General features: G+C 44.5%; 17 protein-coding genes. 11 read left to right on the forward strand and 6 right to left on the reverse strand.

Translation table 11 applies throughout. The features are described 5' to 3' along the window. Nucleotides 1–324 precede the first annotated feature (324 nt). Nucleotides 325–981, reverse strand: a complete 657-nt coding sequence (locus tag ACSAZL_RS08600) for a metallophosphoesterase (protein ID WP_440948274.1) — start codon at nt 979–981, stop codon at nt 325–327. Between the two features lie 190 nt (nt 982–1,171). On the opposite strand from ACSAZL_RS08600, the gene trmY reads away from it, so the two are divergent. The 8 genes from trmY (at nt 1,172) to nudC (ending at nt 8,698) form a co-directional block, all read left to right on the forward strand. After that, the gene (trmY, locus tag ACSAZL_RS08605) at nt 1,172–1,807 is read left to right on the forward strand and encodes a tRNA (pseudouridine(54)-N(1))-methyltransferase TrmY (RefSeq protein WP_440948275.1); all 636 of its coding nucleotides are present in this window, start codon (nt 1,172–1,174) and stop codon (nt 1,805–1,807) included. Between the two features lie 378 nt (nt 1,808–2,185). Continuing rightward, a complete protein-coding gene (locus ACSAZL_RS08610; RefSeq protein ID WP_440948276.1) occupies nt 2,186–3,481 on the forward strand; it encodes a tRNA pseudouridine(54/55) synthase Pus10 in 1,296 nt (431 codons plus the stop codon). Nucleotides 3,482–3,706: 225 nt separating this feature from the next. Beyond that, nucleotides 3,707–4,000, forward strand: coding sequence for a 50S ribosomal protein L21e (locus ACSAZL_RS08615; protein ID WP_440948277.1), 294 nt, complete (start codon nt 3,707–3,709; stop codon nt 3,998–4,000). 467 nt (nt 4,001–4,467) lie between these two features. After that, nucleotides 4,468–4,821, forward strand: coding sequence for an RNA polymerase Rpb4 family protein (locus tag ACSAZL_RS08620; RefSeq protein ID WP_440948278.1), 354 nt, complete (start codon nt 4,468–4,470; stop codon nt 4,819–4,821). 398 nt (nt 4,822–5,219) lie between these two features. Further along, on the forward strand, nt 5,220–5,957 hold the full coding sequence (locus tag ACSAZL_RS08625) for a DUF655 domain-containing protein (protein WP_440948279.1): 738 nt from the start codon (nt 5,220–5,222) through the stop codon (nt 5,955–5,957). Between the two features lie 368 nt (nt 5,958–6,325). After that, nucleotides 6,326–7,030: a 16S rRNA (adenine(1518)-N(6)/adenine(1519)-N(6))-dimethyltransferase RsmA gene (gene rsmA, locus ACSAZL_RS08630; protein WP_440948815.1), complete on the forward strand. Its 705-nt coding sequence runs from the start codon at nt 6,326–6,328 to the stop codon at nt 7,028–7,030. 3 nt (nt 7,031–7,033) lie between these two features. Further along, the gene (locus tag ACSAZL_RS08635; protein ID WP_440948280.1) at nt 7,034–7,642 is read left to right on the forward strand and encodes a HemK2/MTQ2 family protein methyltransferase; all 609 of its coding nucleotides are present in this window, start codon (nt 7,034–7,036) and stop codon (nt 7,640–7,642) included. Between the two features lie 189 nt (nt 7,643–7,831). Then, nucleotides 7,832–8,698 (forward strand): NAD(+) diphosphatase, encoded by an 867-nt coding sequence (gene nudC / locus ACSAZL_RS08640; protein ID WP_440948281.1) that lies wholly within the window; start codon nt 7,832–7,834, stop codon nt 8,696–8,698. Between the two features lie 235 nt (nt 8,699–8,933). Here the strand turns inward: nudC and ACSAZL_RS08645 are convergent, their stop codons facing one another. Further along, entirely contained in the window at nt 8,934–9,659 is a 726-nt protein-coding gene (locus ACSAZL_RS08645; protein ID WP_440948282.1) for a TetR/AcrR family transcriptional regulator, read from the reverse strand. Nucleotides 9,660–9,788: 129 nt separating this feature from the next. Beyond that, nucleotides 9,789–10,589: an EFR1 family ferrodoxin gene (locus ACSAZL_RS08650; protein WP_440948283.1), complete on the reverse strand. Its 801-nt coding sequence runs from the start codon at nt 10,587–10,589 to the stop codon at nt 9,789–9,791. Between the two features lie 318 nt (nt 10,590–10,907). Between ACSAZL_RS08650 and ACSAZL_RS08655 the strand changes: the two genes are divergently transcribed. Continuing rightward, a complete protein-coding gene (locus ACSAZL_RS08655; protein WP_440948816.1) occupies nt 10,908–11,048 on the forward strand; it encodes a CatA-like O-acetyltransferase in 141 nt (46 codons plus the stop codon). A 1,312-nt stretch (nt 11,049–12,360) separates the two neighbouring features. On the opposite strand, the gene ACSAZL_RS08660 is transcribed toward ACSAZL_RS08655, so the two are convergent. Continuing rightward, the gene (locus ACSAZL_RS08660) at nt 12,361–12,666 is read right to left on the reverse strand and encodes a hypothetical protein (RefSeq protein WP_440948284.1); all 306 of its coding nucleotides are present in this window, start codon (nt 12,664–12,666) and stop codon (nt 12,361–12,363) included. A 177-nt stretch (nt 12,667–12,843) separates the two neighbouring features. Here ACSAZL_RS08660 and rsgA point away from each other — a divergent pair, with 177 nt between their 5' ends. Beyond that, the gene (gene rsgA, locus ACSAZL_RS08665; RefSeq protein ID WP_440948285.1) at nt 12,844–13,977 is read left to right on the forward strand and encodes a ribosome small subunit-dependent GTPase A; all 1,134 of its coding nucleotides are present in this window, start codon (nt 12,844–12,846) and stop codon (nt 13,975–13,977) included. A 128-nt stretch (nt 13,978–14,105) separates the two neighbouring features. Then, entirely contained in the window at nt 14,106–15,215 is a 1,110-nt protein-coding gene (locus tag ACSAZL_RS08670) for a DUF362 domain-containing protein (protein WP_440948286.1), read from the forward strand. Nucleotides 15,216–15,322: 107 nt separating this feature from the next. Here the strand turns inward: ACSAZL_RS08670 and ACSAZL_RS08675 are convergent, their stop codons facing one another. Further along, nucleotides 15,323–15,460: a hypothetical protein gene (locus ACSAZL_RS08675; protein WP_440948287.1), complete on the reverse strand. Its 138-nt coding sequence runs from the start codon at nt 15,458–15,460 to the stop codon at nt 15,323–15,325. Between the two features lie 23 nt (nt 15,461–15,483). Continuing rightward, the gene (locus ACSAZL_RS08680; RefSeq protein WP_440948288.1) at nt 15,484–17,277 is read right to left on the reverse strand and encodes an ExeM/NucH family extracellular endonuclease; all 1,794 of its coding nucleotides are present in this window, start codon (nt 17,275–17,277) and stop codon (nt 15,484–15,486) included. Between the last annotated feature and the right edge of the window lie 728 nt (nt 17,278–18,005).

Here is an 18,005-nt window from a genome sequence, read left to right on the forward strand (position 1 = left end):
TTCTATAATTTTCCCGTTTGATATCCTGTTTGATATCCTGTTTGATATCCGTTGACTCTATTTATACTGGAGATCTGATCTGAAATGATGTAAAACAAAATATAATTATATAGTAAGGATGTTCTTGCTAATGAATATACTCCTCAAAGAGAAAAAGGTTCAGAGCACATGGAAATATCTAATAACTTATCCCGATGCCTCTGAAAACCTGACCGGACATGCTTGATTGAGATACTATTGATTTAAGTCTGCCTAACTTATATCTGGCTCCTTTAAGCCTGATTATTTGCGATCTTGCAGATTAAAATCTGGTAAGAATCTGTTTCAGACTTCCACGAATTCAACCTCAATGGGTTTGTTTCCTGCCTCTTCAATACTTATAAGGGCACAGGACCCTTTGCAGGCTTCCCCAGGATTTACAACAATGGTTTTCCCGACTTTTTCACTGCCTTTTGCTTCATGGATGTGCCCGCAGACGATCAGGTCAACCCTGCCCAGAAATTTCTGGATGGCTTTACTGCCCACATGCCCGAAAGGCAGTTCGTCCCTTGCTCCGTGAGGAGGAGCATGGGTCAGGAGTACTATTGTCCCGCATTCTCCTGAGTTTTCGGCAGAGCAGACCATCCCTTCAAGGGCTTTTTCGATTTCTTCTTCGGAAAGCTCAAAGGGGGTGTTAAAAGGAGTGGGGTTTGAACCTCCAAGCCCGATAAACCGGATTTTACCAATCTGTTCGGCTTTTCCATGAAGGTTTACGGCTTTCGAATTTTCAAGGGCTTTGAGGATGGTCCTCTGGTCGCAGTTCCCGGGAATTGCAAGCACGGGCTTGTCAAACATCTCAGCCAGCTCGTCTACCTTCTCATCGGGCCCGAAATTGGTAATGTCTCCGACGACCACGGCAAGGTCGAAGTCTCCGGCTTTTTCTATGATCTTTTTCATCTTCGAGTAGTCCCCATGTGGGTCGGAAATCGCGAGTATCTTCATTCGTATCCCATCCTTAATGATTTTTGATTCTCTTGTCGGTCATTTATGATTTTTAATTCTCTTGTCGGCTAATTATGAATTTTTAATTCTGGTTTGAATTCTTATATACAATCTCTTTTACACTTTACGTTATGTGTTTTTCTGTGAACATGCATACATCTTTTATATCCCTTACGTAATATACTGCCGCATGCGTGATATCGTTATCATAGGGCATAAAGCAAAGACGAGCGGCGATTTTTCTTTAAACGACCTTCCGGGGTCTGCAGGAAGAATGGATATACTCTGCCGCTGCGTAAGTTCTGCCCTTTTTCTCTCTTTCGGAATGCGCAGGGATGTAAACGTGCACCTGCTCCTTCTGGGAGAGCCTGAGCCCGGAAAAATTATCCGGTTTGAAGGCCTCCACCTGAGGTATCTGAACCCGGACGAAAGAAGCAGCGGGTCGTTGATCCAGAAAGCCCTTCAGAAAACCGTAACCGAAAAAGACATCCGGTCTACTCCGGGAGTCTGGATCCGGAATGGAGACTTAAATACCCTGCTGGCTTCCTTTGAAGGCAGAACCCTCCTCTACCTCCGAGAAGACGGCGAGGATATCCGGGAGCTTGCCAGGGAAATCCGGGACCCTGTCTTTATCCTGGGCGACCATACAGGCGTTACGGAAGAAGAGGAAAAACAACTCCTTGAAGCCGGAGCAAAAATTATCTCGGTCGGGCCCATTTCCCTTCACTCCAACCACTGCATAACCCTTATTCATAATGAACTTGACAGAGCCGAAGCGGAAAGAGGGGAAATTCCGGGAGGGGAAAAATTAAGGGCTGAAGAATGAGCTGCGTTTTTTCCAGATTTTAATCCAAAAAGTTATATCCCACTTCCCTGTATCAGGATAAGAAACTTGTCAGGATTAAAAACTTATCCGGATTAGAAACTTCTCTGGATGCTCCTTTTTGGGCACACTCCTTCAATTTGCGCATCCTCCTCAATGTAATCTTTCAGTCTTGTCCGCCCATACTACTTAATCTGTCAATATCATCCAAATCCGATCTACCAATCTATCTAATCTGTCAACATAATATATCTACGCCATCTCTCAATATCAGCTTTCAACTTATCTTTCAATCTCAACCCTCAATTACTCTTAATTAATCTCAATTATCCACTCCCAGGTCTATTCCCCGAACAAAGAGCTTAGAGAAAGTGAAACCAAATGGATGTACTTGAAATTTCAAAAAAGATTCTGCATGAAGGCCCTGTCTGTGACCACTGCCTGGGCCGTCAGTTTGCAAAATTATCTACAGGTCTCAGCAATAGAGAGCGCGGGAAGGCAATGAAACTCGCCCTTGCCCTTGAAGGGGACCGCATTTACAAAAGTGAAAATGATGACTCCCTCTTAAAGGAACTTGTCCCCTGCAGTGCCCTTGCAAGGAAAACCCTCAGGATCGAGGGCGAAGACGAGCAGTGTTGGGTCTGTCTGGACCAGTTCAAAAAACTGGACGACTGGGCATCTGAGGCTGCAAAGGCTCTCGAAGGGCTTGAGTACTCCACCTTCCTTGTGGGTACGAAGGTCAGCGGGCTTTTGAGTGAAAACGAAGAGATGCTCTGGGCTGAGGCAGGGACTGCCTATGCCGAGCAGTTGAAAACCGAGCTTAACCGGGAAGTAGGCAAACGGATTGCAGAAAAGGTTGAAAAGGAAGTGGACTTTGAAAACCCGGATATCGTGATCACCCTCGACCTTGCAACAAACAAATTCGAGCTCCAGGTCCGTTCGGTTTATGTTTACGGGCGCTACCTCAAAAAAGTCCGCGGGATCCCTCAGACACGCTGGCCCTGCAGGAAATGTAAGGGCAGAGGCTGTGAAAGCTGTGGGTTTACCGGCAAACAGTATCAGGAGTCCGTAGACGAGCTTATCAAAGGGCCTGTGGTCGAAGTATTCGAGGCTATCGATACGGCTTTTCACGGCTCGGGCAGGGAGGATATAGATGCCCTGATGCTCGGAAGCGGCAGACCTTTTGTGGTGGAAGCAAAGTCTCCTGTAAGGCGCAGCGCTGACCTTGAAGCCCTTGCTGTCCGAATTAACGAAAATGCCGCAGGAAAAGTTGAGGTAAAGGACCTTCGTTTTGTCGAAAAAGGCATGATTGAGACCCTCAAAAGCTCCAAGGCGGATAAAACTTATAAGCTTAAAGTTACATTTAAAGAGCCTGTTTCAGAGGAAAAGCTTAAATCCTGCCTCGAGGCTTTGAACGGCAAGGAGATTGCCCAGCAGACTCCAAAGCGTGTGGTCCACAGGCGGGCAGATCTTGTCCGGAAAAGGTACGTGCACAGCATCACGCTTGACAGGCTGACAGATGACGGGTATGCCTGCATAACTGTAAACTGTGAAGGCGGGCTTTATGTCAAGGAACTGATTTCCGGGGACGAAGGCAGGACAAATCCGAGCCTTACAGGGCTTTTAGGAGTTCAGGCGCTTGTGGAAGATCTCGATGTGGTTAACGTCGAAATTTAAGCCTCAAATATCTGAATCTACTTTGAATAAACCAAATCGATCCAATCTAAATCAATCTGGATTTCAATCTGAATCAGTTTCATTAGCCGATCGAGCCACAGGGAATGAGTGGCTTAATGAACGGTTCATTTAAATAATATCCATCTTATTTAGAGGAAAATCAATTATTGAAGAGAAACTTTATTAGAGAGAAACTAATCGAGCATTCTAACGGAGGAACATGCGATGACAAATTCCCACGGTGAAAAACGCTGTACAAGGTATAAATTACAGAAGACGGTTCGTGAAAGAGGAATTTCCCCTGTAAGCAGGGCAATTCAGGAATTCGAAGAAGGACAGAGGGTCCACATTGACATTGACCCGAGCGTCCAGAAAGGTATGCCAAATCCAAAGTTCCAGGGCTCTACCGGAAAGGTTATCGGGCAGCGCGGTCGCTCATATGTGCTGGAAGTCCGCAGCGGAAACGCAATGAAGGAAGTCTTTTCCCTTCCGCAGCACCTGAAGCCGCAGAAGTACTGATTCTGGGCAGTTAGGTTTTACAACCTAATCTCCCTTTTCTTCCGAAATTTAAGGTATTCAGGCTTCCGACCGGAGGTTTGAAACCCTGCCGGAAATTCCGGCAAATAGCAACCTGTGTAACGCCGTTTAAGGTTTGATGCAACCGAAATAAAGTCCCTTAAAAACCTGCTAAAAGGGCACGCTTATGGGGGATCTGGAATAACTGCTTTTTAAAAATTAGTCTCTTAATCAGTCTCTATCCCGGTAAAGGAACATCTATAATTATATATCATTTGTAAAACATATAGCTGAGATAGCTCAGGATAGCGTTATTCAAAACAGTTCCGGCTTATCGGGCGCATGCCGGGTACTGAAAGGCAGAAACTGCTTGCAGCAGAAATTAGGGGTTCACAAATAAATATCAAGTACAGGTTGTTCTAGAGGAAGCAAAACTACCTGAAATTTTTAAGTTAAAAGAGTGTATTCCAATGATAGTTAAGGAAGTCCTCAACGAAGAGTTATTGACATTGGCCGAGGTCAAGGATATACTTTCCAGGATCGCAGAAGAGCGCAGAGAGCAGGGGCTTGAGGTAGCATACAGCTTTAGAAAGGCCCTGCATCATGCAGACCAGTTCTCTAAAATCAGTGGAGAAAAGTCAAGAGAACTCGTGAATAAGTTACTTGAACTTGAAAAAATGAAACCTATTATTGCTATCCGGATAGCTGATATTTTGCCTCAATCCAGAGACGAACTCAGGTCTATTTATGCGAAGGAAAAGTATACTCTGAGCAATGAAGAGCTGGATCAAATTCTTGACTATGTATTTGCAGCTATGGAATAATTAAAAAGTAACTGTGTATTTGCATCTATGGAATAATTAAAAAGTAAAGAGGATAAGCTATATAGTAGTTTATCTTGTTATTTATGAGGGAAGTACCCTAAATATGGTTAGAGTACTTTAAAGTATCAAGGAAAACCCTGACCTGAAGAATTTAGTGCAGAGGATTCTATGGTTCTCCAAATTCCGAACCTGAGAATACTGATATACAGGTCGACCTTTAGTTCATGGAAACTGGTGTTCGGGGAATAGTTCAAAAGGTCCGGTAGTAGGGAAAGAGCCTGAACCGGGTCAGAGTGAAAGAAGCTGTGTATATCAAGGCTGACAATACTCGGATATGGCATACCCTGGACAATGCCAGATCTCAATGGGGTTTCATAATTATCTAAGGATGGGTGCTGATGAAAGTAGATAAGTCGCAATCAGGTAGACCGTACACTGGCAGATCATCTGCCGAAAGACCTTCTTCTGGCGGCAGGCGGCCGACAGGCAAATCACAATCTGAAAGGCAGTCAGAAAGAGCTCCGCGCTCATCCGGAAAAGGCATGGAGGGTTCACAGGACAGGGAGGAATATGTATGGGTGCTCGATTATCTTCCCTATGGAAAATCCGTTGATGGCACGTCAGCGTACCAGAAAAAGCCTCTCGTGCAGGCTGTAGGGGATAAAAAGTTCACTCTTATGGAACTGGTCCCAAAAGCCGGCGTAATTCCTGATATCCAGTCAAGAGTCTATATCGGGCCCGGAGACAGGGATAAAATAGACCATGTAAAGCAGAGGATAGGGTATACCGACCTGACTACCGGAGCAAACCTCGAATTGCCCTTCATCCTTGAAGCCGTCGTGAGGCACAAAGAAGAGCGGTTCGTAAAGTTTTTCAACGATGCCCATTCCATCACAACCCGGCTGCATATGCTTGAACTTCTTCCCGGTATCGGGAAAAAACTCATGTGGTCTATCATTGATGAACGCAAGAAAGGGGACTTCAAGAGCTTTCAGGATATCCGCGAGAGAATCCCGAGCCTTCATGACCCTGCGAAAGTCATTGCCCACAGGATCGAAGAAGAACTCAAGGACGATTTCATCAAGTACAGGCTGTTCACCACTCCCCCTCGCCGCCAGGCCCCGAGCGATCGGTGAACCTTTTCCTTTCTTTTTTTCAATCCTATTTCCGGCTATCTGACTTCTGAAGGTTTAGCTTTTGAGAATTTATCCAAGTATTCTGGGGGGCTATTGAAGTATTTTGGGAATTCATCTAAGCATTTTGAGAAATTTATCAAGATTTTGGGAATTTATCAAGATTTTGGGAATTTATCAAGATTTTGGGAATTTATCAAGTATTTTAAGAATTTATCCAAATGTTATCTATTAAAAGCACTTAATCCACTCAGGAGGTTTCAGCCCTGGTTCGTTCTATTCTTAAAAAGTACAATATAAAAGGAGGCACCTTTGACCAGCACTTCCTTATTGATATCGGTTATCTGGACCGGATAGTTGCTGCTGCTGAGCTGAGTCCGCAGGATACGGTTCTTGAAATCGGTGCAGGAATTGGAAACCTTACCGAAAGACTTGCAAGGCGGGCAAAAAAGGTAATTGCAGTCGAGCTCGATCCTGCCCTTGTTTCAGTCCTCCACGACCGTTTCGGTAAAGTCGAAAATGTGGAGATTATCGCAGGTGACGCCCTGAAAGTCAAGTTTCCCGAGTTTGACAAGGTTGTTTCAAACCTCCCCTATTCCATCTCCTCGGAAATCACCTTCAAGCTCCTGCACCACAAATTCAAGCTCGGAATCCTTATGTACCAGTACGAATTTGCAGCCCGCATGGTCTCTCCTCCGGGGCGTAAGGACTACTCCCGCCTGACGGTTGATACCTACTACTTTGCCGATGCTTCCATCCTCATGAAAGTCCCCAAAGGCGCTTTTCAGCCAGCCCCTGAAGTTGACTCTGCAGTGGTCAAGCTGGTTCCCCGCCCTGCTCCATTCGAGGTCCGGGACGAAGCCTTCTTCCTTGAATTTGTGGCTGCAGTTTTCAGCCAGCGCCGAAAAAAGCTGAGAAATTCGATCCTGAACACAAACAGCATGCTCAAAATTCCGGACATCAAAGAGGTCGTAAACCAGCTCCCGGATGACTTCATGAACAAAAGGGCTGAAAACCTTACTCCTGAAGAGCTTGCCAGTGTTGCAAACCTGATTTTTGACCTCAAATCCCGATAAGCCATGGTTGAAATAGAGTACAAAAACACCCGGGTAAAACTCGGAGCCTCAGACCTTGTCTACGAGCCTGCAGAAGACTCCTTCCTGCTTGCCGACGCCGCCCTTGAAGAGGCAAAACCAGGCATGAACGTCCTTGAAATCGGGGCAGGCTCGGGTTTTGTATCAGCCGTGCTCAGGACAAATGTTAAGGGCATTCGCGTGCTTGCAACCGAGATCAACCCGCATGCCGCCAGCTGTGCAAAAGCAAACGGGGTTGAGGTAATCCGCACCGACCTTTTCAGGGGCCTGAAACCGGGAAGCCGGGAAGCCTCTTTTGACCTGATCCTCTTCAACCCGCCCTACCTACCCACATCCGAAGAAGAGAAAGTCCCTGGCTGGCTGAATTATGCTTTTGATGGCGGGGTCAGCGGGCGGGAAACCCTTGACCGGTTTTTGGACGAGGTCAGAAACTACTTGAAACCCGGAGGAAAAATTCTGGTGCTGATTTCTTCAATTACCGGACTGGAAGCGGTGAAGGAAAAGATGGAGAAACCGGGATTTGAGGTCGATGTTGTTCTAACGAAAAAGATTTCATTTGAGGAATTGATGGTGGTCAGAGGAAAACTTAAGTAACCTTCCTTTGATCCGGTAAGCTATTTTTATCCTTAAATTTCGGAATGCCCCCCGCGGACTTGCTGGCACCCTGCTAAAAGAAATTATATGAATGAGGGAAGAACGATCCTGTATAGTGAATATATTTTTTAACCAGGGAAATTCAGACCGTACGCTACTCTAATCATATATAGAACAAAATCCAATAGTATGAGCATTATGAGCCTCACAAACAGGGAAAATCCCAATCACCCGAAATTCATCGTAGGCATAGAACCGCCAGCCGGGAGGACCGAAAAGGCTCTCTGGTTCATTTTCCGGGGGCGTGATATTCTTATCAAAGTCAGGAAAAATCCCTGCGCTATTCCAAAGCTTCTGGACTTCGGGGAACTCGGGTTTCCTGCTGTAAGGGAACAATACCTAGGCACTCTTGAGGGGATACACTGCTACTCTGTGGAGCTGCCTGCAGATACGCAAGCTCCGGAGGGAATGGAGTTCCTCGACCTCAGAAAAGCACATTCGGAGATCAGTGAAGAGTGCTTTGAGCTTGTAAATAAGGCAGTGCAGGTAATGGAGTGGGACAGGACAAATCAGTTCTGCAGCAGGTGCGGAACAAAGACCCTGCAGAAGCCCGGAGAGAGGGGAAAAGAATGCCCCGAATGCGGAGAACTTTTCTATCCCCGGATCTCGCCTGCTATAATCGTGCTTATCAGGAAGGGGCATGAAGTTTTGCTTGCAAGGTCCCCGAATTTCCCACCCTGCGTGTACAGCCTGATAGCCGGCTTTGTAGAGCCCGGAGAAACGGCTGAGGAAGCTGTTGCCAGAGAAGTCTGGGAAGAAGTCGGGCTCAAAGTAAAAAACATAACTTACTTCGGAACGCAGGCATGGCCTTTTCCGAATTCCCTCATGATCGGCTTTACCGCAGAATATGATTCCGGGGACATTCGGCCTGACGGGTTTGAAATTGAGGATGCAAAATGGTTTTCGGTAGAAGAGCTGCCTGCTCTGCCCGGAAAGATCAGCATTTCGAGGAAACTGATTGACCATTACCTCAAAGAAGAAGGGATGGAAGTTTAAGACGGATTCGTATTTGATTCAGAGTTTTATTCATCCTTCTATGACCTTCTTCTATTCTTCTTTCTTTTTTGTTTCGGAGGCATTTGCAGAGAGAACCGCTACACCTCCGGATAATTTTATTGGTATACTTTTATGATCTCGGGCTGAACTCGCCTGTCTCGTATGGAGCAGGCGGGAAGCAAGAATGTAAAATGCAACAGAGGTGAGAAAATTCAACCTCAAAACTCTAAAAAATTTAAGATTTTTTTCTCTTTTTCTTCTCAGGTGCCACAGGCTCGGTTAAAAAGAATCCAAATGATGCGAAATCTTTGACATCCATTTTGTGCGATTTCTCATCGGAAGAGATAGCAGGAGTGATGAACCGGAAAAACTCACTGGCAAACCGCTCGTAGCTGAATCCCTCCGCCTCGATCACCAGTTTCCATTTATTTTCTATTGATAGAATACCCATGAAGGAAATCATAAGGTACATCGAGGTCAGGAACGGATCGAGATCGGCCCGGATTGTACCGTCATCGATACCTTCCTGAATCGCATCCCGCAGCATCAGACGGCAGGTACCGTATCCCTTTCCGATCTCTGCGGTACACGGGTTTTCTCTGGAAAAACGCTCAGAACCGTAAAAATGGATCATTCGAAGATAATCGGGGTATTCCTGTGAAAACTGGTAATAAGCCTGGCCCATCAGGGCTACCTTGACAATACCCGGCAACTCTTTTTCCATGCATTCCATGTATTTTTCTTTAAGGATACGGACACCACGAAGTACAATGGCTGCGAAAAGTGTCTCCTTATTTTTAAAATACAGATAAATAGTAGCCTTATTCAGTTCGACCTCGCAGGCGATGTCTTCCATGGAAACATCTTCATAACTTCGAGAAAAAAAGAGACGTTCGGCTGCCTCGATGATCTCGGTCTTTCGCTGTTCCTTTTCTCGTTGTCTTCTATCGGCGATTCCCATAGTTCCACTCCACCTGATCAATATTTATAAACTAATATTTATATTATGACTGTTAGTTATAAGATTCAAGGACTGAATGTATTCCAATTTTCCGCTTTTACCAACCGGGGCATATTCGGGATATATTCATCAGATAAAACATTCAGGCTCCTTTCGCTGGCTGTAGAGCGTATGGAGACGCACTGATGCGTCTTTAACCATCCCGGGTTTCATCGATCTGGCACTTTGCGGACAGTTTTTGATACACGCACAGCAGGTAATGCATTTTTCGATATCAATCAAACGGGAATTTTCTGCATCAACAGCACCAACAGGACACACCTCTGCACAGGTTCCGCATTGTGAACACTCATCACTGACTGCGATAAAATCAACAATCCACAATTTTGTAACTCCTCCATAAGGATAAGTGCCAGGCACATGCACATCAGAAACCTGAGAGATTGATAAAACGGATTGCAGTTTTTCACGTATTTTCTGTCCAAATGCTTCTGCATGGCGCAAATCATCTTCATCGGGACGTCCCTGTGCTGTTGGTGTCTCGGAATTTGAGAATGAGTGTTCCCCGATATATGCTGCACAGGCAATTGGAATACACCCACATTCCTTTACAATATTTCTTAGTTCGAGTAATGCATCTTCATATGCCCTATTGCCATAAACCGCAACACAAACCGTCGGTGTATTATGAGCTTGAATTGCATTCAGCCATTCAATTAATAATGCCGGCACTCTCCCCATATAAACGGGAACTCCAACTACAAGCAATTCATTTTCCGATGTCTGCAATGGTTGTTTTCTTGCATCCGGTCCGGTAATATCAATTAACTCCATAGTGCCTGGATTAATACCGTGCGCAATGCCCTGAACAACCGCTTTTGTTGTTCCGGTAGGTGAAAAATAAACTAATTTCACAGATTCCATTTTCATTTCATTTACTCCAGCAATTGTGTAACTCTAAGGTATATCATTACTATTGGTGATTAAATAACTATTGGTTAGTAAATAACTATTGGTTAGTAAATAACTATGAGCTAGTTTAAAATTATTTTCCAGGGAAAAATCTCAGATACTGACGAAGGCTCATAGAGAGTTTTTCTTTTTCTTTCGGTATCTTCGGCTAAGGCTCCGATCTCTTACAGGTCATCCAGAGAGTTCCCAAGAAAAACTGGTTAAGGAAACGGTAAGTGGATAACATTTACGCATATCTCACACACGGATTTCGGAAATAGGGAAAAAGCGCAGCTCATATTTGATTGGGGAAAATATCACGAAAAAGAAGGCAAATTTATGATGCCGCTTGCAGTCCAGGTTCATCATGCATTTGTTGATGGCATTCATATTGGCAAACTTGCGGATAAGCTGCAGAGATACCTGGATGAAGTGTAATTATATGCACGGGGGAATTTATAATTAAAATATTCAGCTTAAATTAATGGAGAAAATGTCTCTATCATAGCAATTGATGCAACTAGATTTACAGCAACCAGATTTACAAGTTCTTATGCGGGTCATTATTATTTTCGAAGAACAGGGAAGCTCCGAAGGAGCTTCCTGAAAACTTCAACAGCAGTAGATACAGATAAGAAAATTATATTAGGATAGGAAATCAGTCAAAAAACAGATCATAATGTCAAACATGCAAAAGTTCTGATAAGACCATCAATTAGTTAAGAAAATCTGAATGTTATGTAATGGATAAGGGTGCAATTCTGGAAAAACTCATGCTTTTATTAAAGAAGAAGTAAAGGCAGAATCGATTGTACCTTTAAGAGTAAGAAAAAGAAAGAAAATTATCCAGGAATAAAAATATAATATATGGGTTGAATATCTTTCACTCATGGGATCTGAGAATAGCTTCAAGAACTGTCCGGAATGTGGTGGAACGGACCAAATCTCCCGGACTGAGTATAAATGGGTAAAGGAACCTGATCGGTTCGTGTATAAAACAGTATATACGGGCTTACACGGAGGTCCAAGCAGAGAACCTAAATTTATTCCAGGCCGCTCGTATCGTACAAAACAAACTGTATCGGTTCGTTGCCCATCTTGTAATGGGACTGGGAAAACACGATGAAATGTTTGGCACGTGGCGATTTGTAAAAAGCGGTGTTAGTTTTAAAGGTTAACTAGGGTTCCACACAGCCACTTTTACAGAACCGAAAATGATAGGTATCCTTTCAGCATTACTTGCCTGACTTGGTTGAAAACATTCATTGTTGGATTCCAAATTTGAGCTAAAATAACCCGAAACACTAGAGCAAAAGCTAATAAAAATATTCTAAATCCGATTAAAAATGGACCTTATTTGTCATAACTGCTTATTCTCAATATTAAATCACCAAATAATTTAGAACTCATACATATTCTTACTCCAGATTTTCTTACTTTTTCCTATCAATTGCATAGTTTATTTATAAAACTCTTTTAGCTTTTTCAGATTTATCAAACGTTGTAACTGCTCCCATCCTAGCTCATATCCCCGCGATTCATAACTCTCAGGGGCTTGCTTGATATCTTGAGGAGCTATCCAAAACTGAATGCTATATATCCAATATTACATGAAAGTGAAACCGGCTGTTCTGCTGGAATTATAAGAATAATTTAGAATGAGCGAGAGGTCTTTTAAGAAGTTTCCAATATTTATCTTATTACTTGGCATGAATGTATGGTACTATTTGTTTTTCGCGTACTCTATACCTCATTTTTTCCCAAAAGCTGCTCCCAAAGCCATTCCAAGAGCAGGTCCGAGAGCAACTCCCAGAGCTATATTGTTCGTCATAATGCCAATTATTAAACCCAATGACATGCCAAGGGCAAGTCCTGATCCCATTGCATCCTCTTTTCCGTTTTCATTACCATTTTTATTTCCATTCTCGTTCACGTAGCTCTTTGTATATTTTCCAGTCTGATTTACTTTTTTTCCCAGCCGGTAGGAGATGAAGAAAAGAGCTCCTGCTGTGACAGCCAAAATTATAAGTATTGGGATAATTGCTGGATTGTCCATCAATCTAAACTTACTATTTTAATATAAAAAGAGTTTGAAACATTGACAAATGTCCGGACGAAGAAAATTTGCAGCTGGTGAAGAAAAAAGTTTCAGTTGAAACCGGTCGGAATCGACCGATAACCGATAAAGTATCAAAAGAAAAAGACTTAACCATGTAAAACTGATAGTCAATTTATGAACGACCATTGCGAAGCAGAAAGTCCAGATCATAGCTCAGATATCAATTCTGAAAACAGTTCAGGTAATGACCGTATAAAGGCTATTCCAGGCTGGGACGAAGATCTCGAATCGGCATTTTCTGTCTACCAGGGCTCCTATCTTGCCGGAAGAGTCGTATCCCGGCATAAAACAATCTGTGAGGTCCTTGTACCGGGAGCTGTCGTACAGGCGGGAATTTCCGGAGCCCTCCAGCGAATCGGGAAGCAGCCGGTTGTAGGAGATTTTATCGTTTTGCTTGACCAGCCGGAAATGGGCTCGCGCATGGTTGTGAATATCCTGTCCAGGAGGACCTGCCTTTCAAGAGGCGCAGCAGGGGATGGGGGCGGAGAGCAGGTAATTGCTGCAAATCTTGATACTATTTTCATCGTAACTGCCACGGGGAAGGATCTCAACCTTCGAAGGCTTGAAAGATATCTCGCCATTGTATATTCTTCCGGAGCAAGCCCGGTGATTTTGCTTAACAAGATTGACCTTGCGGATGATCCTGCCCGATTGGTTGAAAAAATCCGGACTGTTGCGGGGGACGTGCCGGTTATTCCCTTAAGTGCCCTTTCGAAAACAGGGCTTGACGCGCTCAGCCCTTACCTCAACCCGGGAGAAACAGTTGCACTTATAGGTTCTTCAGGTGTAGGAAAATCCACTCTTATTAACTCTCTTCTTGGTGAAACCGTCCAGAGAACCGGGGGTATCAGGGAAGATGATGAAAAAGGCAGGCATACAACTACAGTCCGCCAGATGTTCCTGCTTCCAAACGGAGCAGTTCTTATAGACAACCCGGGGATCAGGGAAATCCAGCTTGGGGATTCTGCCGAAGGGCTTGAAAAAGTTTTTTCAGAGATCGTTGATGCAGCCCGCAACTGCCGGTTCAAGGACTGCACTCATCGTGACGAGCCGGGCTGCGCTGTCCTTCAGGCGGTAAAGGACGGGCTTATTCCGGAGGAGAGGCTTGCCAGCTATCACAGGTTAACTGAAGAACTCATATTCCAGTCAAAAAAAGCTGAAATCGGGCTGAAAAGACTTGAAAAGGAGAAGTTCAAGCAGATTGCAGTGGATATAAAAAAGTATAGGAAATTTACGGGCAAGCAATAGAATCAAGGGTCTTTACTATTTTTTCTTTTTTCTCCTAACAGCGCAACACCTAAAAATGAAAAAGGCTTTCTTGATTACACAGGACGGGTAAAGAGTAATAATTCGACTTATTTTAGGGAGGTACTTTAATGGCAAGTAAAGTATATTTTGCAGACCTGAGGGCAAAAAACCCCGGTGAGAACAAGATAAGCAAGATTCAGAGACTTTTTGACGAAGCAGGGTTTGTCGAACTGCTTGGAGCAGAAGATCTGACTGCAATCAAGGTCCATTTTGGGGAATACGGGAACGACGGTTACATCAATCCGGTCTTTGTCCGTCAGGTCGTGGATAAAATAAGGGCAGCCGGAGCAAAACCGTTTGTTACGGATACAAATACTCTCTACTCCGGAAGCAGGCATAACGCAGTTGACCACCTGACAACAGCCATTGAGCACGGTTTTGATTATTCCGTGGTTCGGGCTCCGCTTATTATTTCGGATGGGCTCAGGAGCCAGAACATAGCAGAGGTCGAGATCCGGCAGGAGCATTTCAAAGCCGTGAAAATCGGGTCCGATATCGTTTCAGCCGACTCCATGATCGTGATGTCACACTTCAAGGGGCATATCATGGCAGGCTTTGGGGGCGCGATCAAGAACCTGGCAATGGGTTGTGCACCTGCTGCCGGGAAGAAGGACCAGCATTTCCCTACAAGCCCGCAGGTGAACGAAGAACTGTGCATAGGCTGCGGGAAATGTGTCGAAGTCTGCCCAACAGGAGCAGCCGCTCTTGAAGGTGAACTCTCAAGGATTGAAGTTGAAGCCTGCATAAGCTGCGGGCAGTGCATGGAAGTATGTCCTGCAGGCGCAATTGATATAGACTGGGAAAACGAGATCCCTAAGTTCCTCGAGTACCTGACGGAATATGCATATGGGGCGGTAAAAGGAAAGGAAAACAGAGTGGGCTACTTCAATATCCTGCTCAGGATTACCCCGGACTGCGACTGTGTGCCCTGGAGCGATGCACCTATTGTTCCTGATATAGGAATTCTTGCCTCAAAAGACCCTGTTGCCCTCGACCAGGCAAGCTACGATCTTGTGAACAGGCAAAAAGGTCTTGCAGACTCTGCTCTTCAGTGTAACCATGAGGCAGGAGCTGATAAGTTCAAAGGGACCTGGCCCAGAGTTGACGGCACCCACCAGCTTGAATATGCCGAAAAAATCGGGATGGGAAGCAGGGACTACGAGTTGATTGAGATCTGAGTTAAACCTTTTTTTATTTTTTGATTAACTCCGAAGTAAGCGCGGATCAACTTCTCCCGTATGCTGCGAGGTTTTTCCAGGGTACGGATGGGTTTTTTTCGCATACTTCATGTGGTTATTCTTTTTGCTTCTCCAACGATTTTCAGAGCTCCGATTACCGCAAACCTGACTTCCTGATTTCCACCCCGTAAAGGTTGTGGAACTTCTGGAACCCCGTTCCAGACCTCCGGTATTTTGAATTTCATCCGGGAAATATTATTTCGTCGAATTACCCTGCATTGCTGGACAGGTTAAACCCGACGATTACAGGATCATGGTCTGAGGACCGGTATTTATCAGTACTATTCCATTTGCCCCCGTAACCGAATGCAGGGGATTCGTCGGAATTAATATGCCATACTGTTGCACCTGTGACTTGCTGAGTCATGTTTGTATTTGAAAGAGCATAATCGAGGGTTCCCCACTGATCATCAAAGGCATATGTATAGGCATCAGGGCCAACGAAAGCTGCAACCAGGTTGGTGTAGCCCGCGTTTTTCATGGCGGTAATCGGGTCTTCAAGGGCATAAGAGTTCATGTCGCCCATGACCAGATAATCATTATCGCCACTTTGTGTCGGGTCACTGGCAAGCCAGGTTACCAGGTCATTTGCAGCTTCTGTCCTGACGCCATTAAAGTAACCCTGTCCGTCTCCCTTATCTTTGTCATCGCTATCTATCACATGCCCCCGTCCGGGTGGGTTCTTTGATTTGAGATGGTTGATCACCAGTGTAAACCTCTCTCCAGTAGCTATCTCCTCGAAGGTCTGGGCCAGAGGCTGGCGGTTTCTTGACGAAAATGCCCCTGTGGATATCGTTGCTGCTGTGCCGACCGGTCTTACTTTCTGGGAATTGTAGATGATCCCGACTGAAATGGCATCCAAACCTAGCTTCTGTAATCCCGGATCAATGAATGAGTAAGTTACATTATCAGGTTTGCCTTCACAGGCATTCAGGCCGTTTACCAGATCCTGGATGGCACTGAATTCTCCGTAACCATCGTTTTCAATCTCCATCAGCCCGATTACATCGGCATCCATATCTGTTATGGCATCGAAAATCTTGGCTCGCTGGCGTTCGAATTCTGCTTGCGATTCAGCCCCTCTCGAAGTCTGGAATCCTCCTCCCTGGCCATCACCGTTGAAGTAGTTTTCCACGTTAAAACTGGCTATCTTTACGGTACCTCCTGCGGGTTCAGGCTTATCAGGGCGCGGGTTTGATACTGAAATATTCTGTATGCTCAGGGGATAGACCCTGTATTCCCCGAAACCAAAGCTCAGGATCCCAGTAATACCCTGAACGGAATCCCCGCTACGCAACGTCCGGGGGAAAGGTCCGGGGTCGGGGTATTTCTTTTTGCTTCCATCGTCGAGGATAATTTTACTGCGCTGATTTAAGGCATGGAGGGTAATGGCCGGTAGTCCGGGTTCGGATAAACTCGTAGGGTTTGGTAACCGTGAGGAGGGAGATAGAGTTTTTTCGCCATTAAGAGCAAAGTGATCATTGGAAGTGATGACGAATTCCTGTGGCAATTCAACCAGCATGCCCTCGAATCTCTCAAGGTATTTTGTATCTGCCACGGGCAGCGTAACTGGCAGAATAGTAACCTGATGCGAGCTTGCAGTCTCATTTAACTTCGTAATTTCGGATAATTTGATCTGCGTCAGACAAGATGTTTCTTCGACCACTCCCGTAACCTGCACCGTATCTCCTGCGGATATGTTTTCTGTTTTTCCCAGCTCTCCGGGATCATAGACGAAGATTCCTTCTGAGGTCTCCGGAAGGTTATCTGCATCGCTGTCTTCTTCCTGCAAATAGAATCCGTTGAGCTTATCTTTGCCCTGGAAATCGCCGACTACGATTGCTTCTACGGAAACATTCTCCCCGATCAATGGACTTGCCAGCCCTTCTCCCTGGATAACATTAATCGCTGTAAGTTCTCCCCGGGCCAGGCTGCCATTCATAGTGAAAATTAACGCCATCCCGGCCAGAAAAAGGAAACTCATTACTCCCCTTAAACCCATTTCAATACCCCTATATTGATTCTTCCAGATCTGTTTCCGAAAATCCCTGCACATATCAAAAAATTATATGCTCAAAAAACAAACGATACATCTTACTGTAATAAACTTTCATACAGCTTTCAGACATATCTGTATAGAGTTCGGAAGTCCCCACTTAATTTAGTAATAATTATAATTATCTGCATTTATAAATATCATTAATAAAACTTGTCAGTAGAATTTTTAACTCATTACTAATTTTCATTTACTTTGTGCATCTTTTATTTGAGCTCAGGTTTAAATTTACCAGTTTCAACTTTCATACCCATGTTTTACTCTGATTCCCGGTAACCTCTCCATATGTATGTACGTTAATCTCTTTTGAAGGGTACTACGGAAGTCCACAAGAGTTAAGAAAAGAAAACTAAAAAACTCGTGATTTTTGCAAATTCAGAAGGGCATATTAAAGGGTTGCCTTAGATTAAAAATAATTTTTTTAATTTCGGGCCTTTCATAATAATAAGTTGGTATTTATCCCAGAGCCCGACAAACTTGGGCCCTGCAACAAAAATATGCTCAAGGTAAAGCTACTGCATCAGTTGAAACAGACGCGGAGTTATAGTAGCCAACTGTAACCAATAATAGCCAATTAGGAAATATTTTTGCTTACACAGAATCCGATTGTTTTTAGGCCGGCTTTAACTGGTCAGGCAGGACAGTTTGATAAAGAAGTTAGTCCAAAGGCTTGA

Source organism: Methanosarcina mangrovi (genome assembly GCF_052057765.1).
Classification (GTDB): domain Archaea; phylum Halobacteriota; class Methanosarcinia; order Methanosarcinales; family Methanosarcinaceae; genus Methanosarcina.

What these genes read in the sequence shown, in the direction of transcription:
- ACSAZL_RS08600 (WP_440948274.1), bottom strand. Translation starts at nt 981, where the DNA reads ATGAAGATACTCGCGATTTCCGACCCACATGGGGACTACTCGAAGATG.
- trmY (WP_440948275.1), top strand. Translation starts at nt 1,172, where the DNA reads ATGCGTGATATCGTTATCATAGGGCATAAAGCAAAGACGAGCGGCGAT.
- ACSAZL_RS08610 (WP_440948276.1), top strand. Translation starts at nt 2,186, where the DNA reads ATGGATGTACTTGAAATTTCAAAAAAGATTCTGCATGAAGGCCCTGTC.
- ACSAZL_RS08615 (WP_440948277.1), top strand. Translation starts at nt 3,707, where the DNA reads ATGACAAATTCCCACGGTGAAAAACGCTGTACAAGGTATAAATTACAG.
- ACSAZL_RS08620 (WP_440948278.1), top strand. Translation starts at nt 4,468, where the DNA reads ATGATAGTTAAGGAAGTCCTCAACGAAGAGTTATTGACATTGGCCGAG.
- ACSAZL_RS08625 (WP_440948279.1), top strand. Translation starts at nt 5,220, where the DNA reads ATGAAAGTAGATAAGTCGCAATCAGGTAGACCGTACACTGGCAGATCA.
- ACSAZL_RS08635 (WP_440948280.1), top strand. Translation starts at nt 7,034, where the DNA reads ATGGTTGAAATAGAGTACAAAAACACCCGGGTAAAACTCGGAGCCTCA.
- nudC (WP_440948281.1), top strand. Translation starts at nt 7,832, where the DNA reads ATGAGCATTATGAGCCTCACAAACAGGGAAAATCCCAATCACCCGAAA.
- ACSAZL_RS08645 (WP_440948282.1), bottom strand. Translation starts at nt 9,659, where the DNA reads ATGGGAATCGCCGATAGAAGACAACGAGAAAAGGAACAGCGAAAGACC.
- ACSAZL_RS08650 (WP_440948283.1), bottom strand. Translation starts at nt 10,589, where the DNA reads ATGAAAATGGAATCTGTGAAATTAGTTTATTTTTCACCTACCGGAACA.
- ACSAZL_RS08660 (WP_440948284.1), bottom strand. Translation starts at nt 12,666, where the DNA reads ATGGACAATCCAGCAATTATCCCAATACTTATAATTTTGGCTGTCACA.
- rsgA (WP_440948285.1), top strand. Translation starts at nt 12,844, where the DNA reads ATGAACGACCATTGCGAAGCAGAAAGTCCAGATCATAGCTCAGATATC.
- ACSAZL_RS08670 (WP_440948286.1), top strand. Translation starts at nt 14,106, where the DNA reads ATGGCAAGTAAAGTATATTTTGCAGACCTGAGGGCAAAAAACCCCGGT.
- ACSAZL_RS08675 (WP_440948287.1), bottom strand. Translation starts at nt 15,460, where the DNA reads ATGAAATTCAAAATACCGGAGGTCTGGAACGGGGTTCCAGAAGTTCCA.
- ACSAZL_RS08680 (WP_440948288.1), bottom strand. Translation starts at nt 17,277, where the DNA reads ATGGGTTTAAGGGGAGTAATGAGTTTCCTTTTTCTGGCCGGGATGGCG.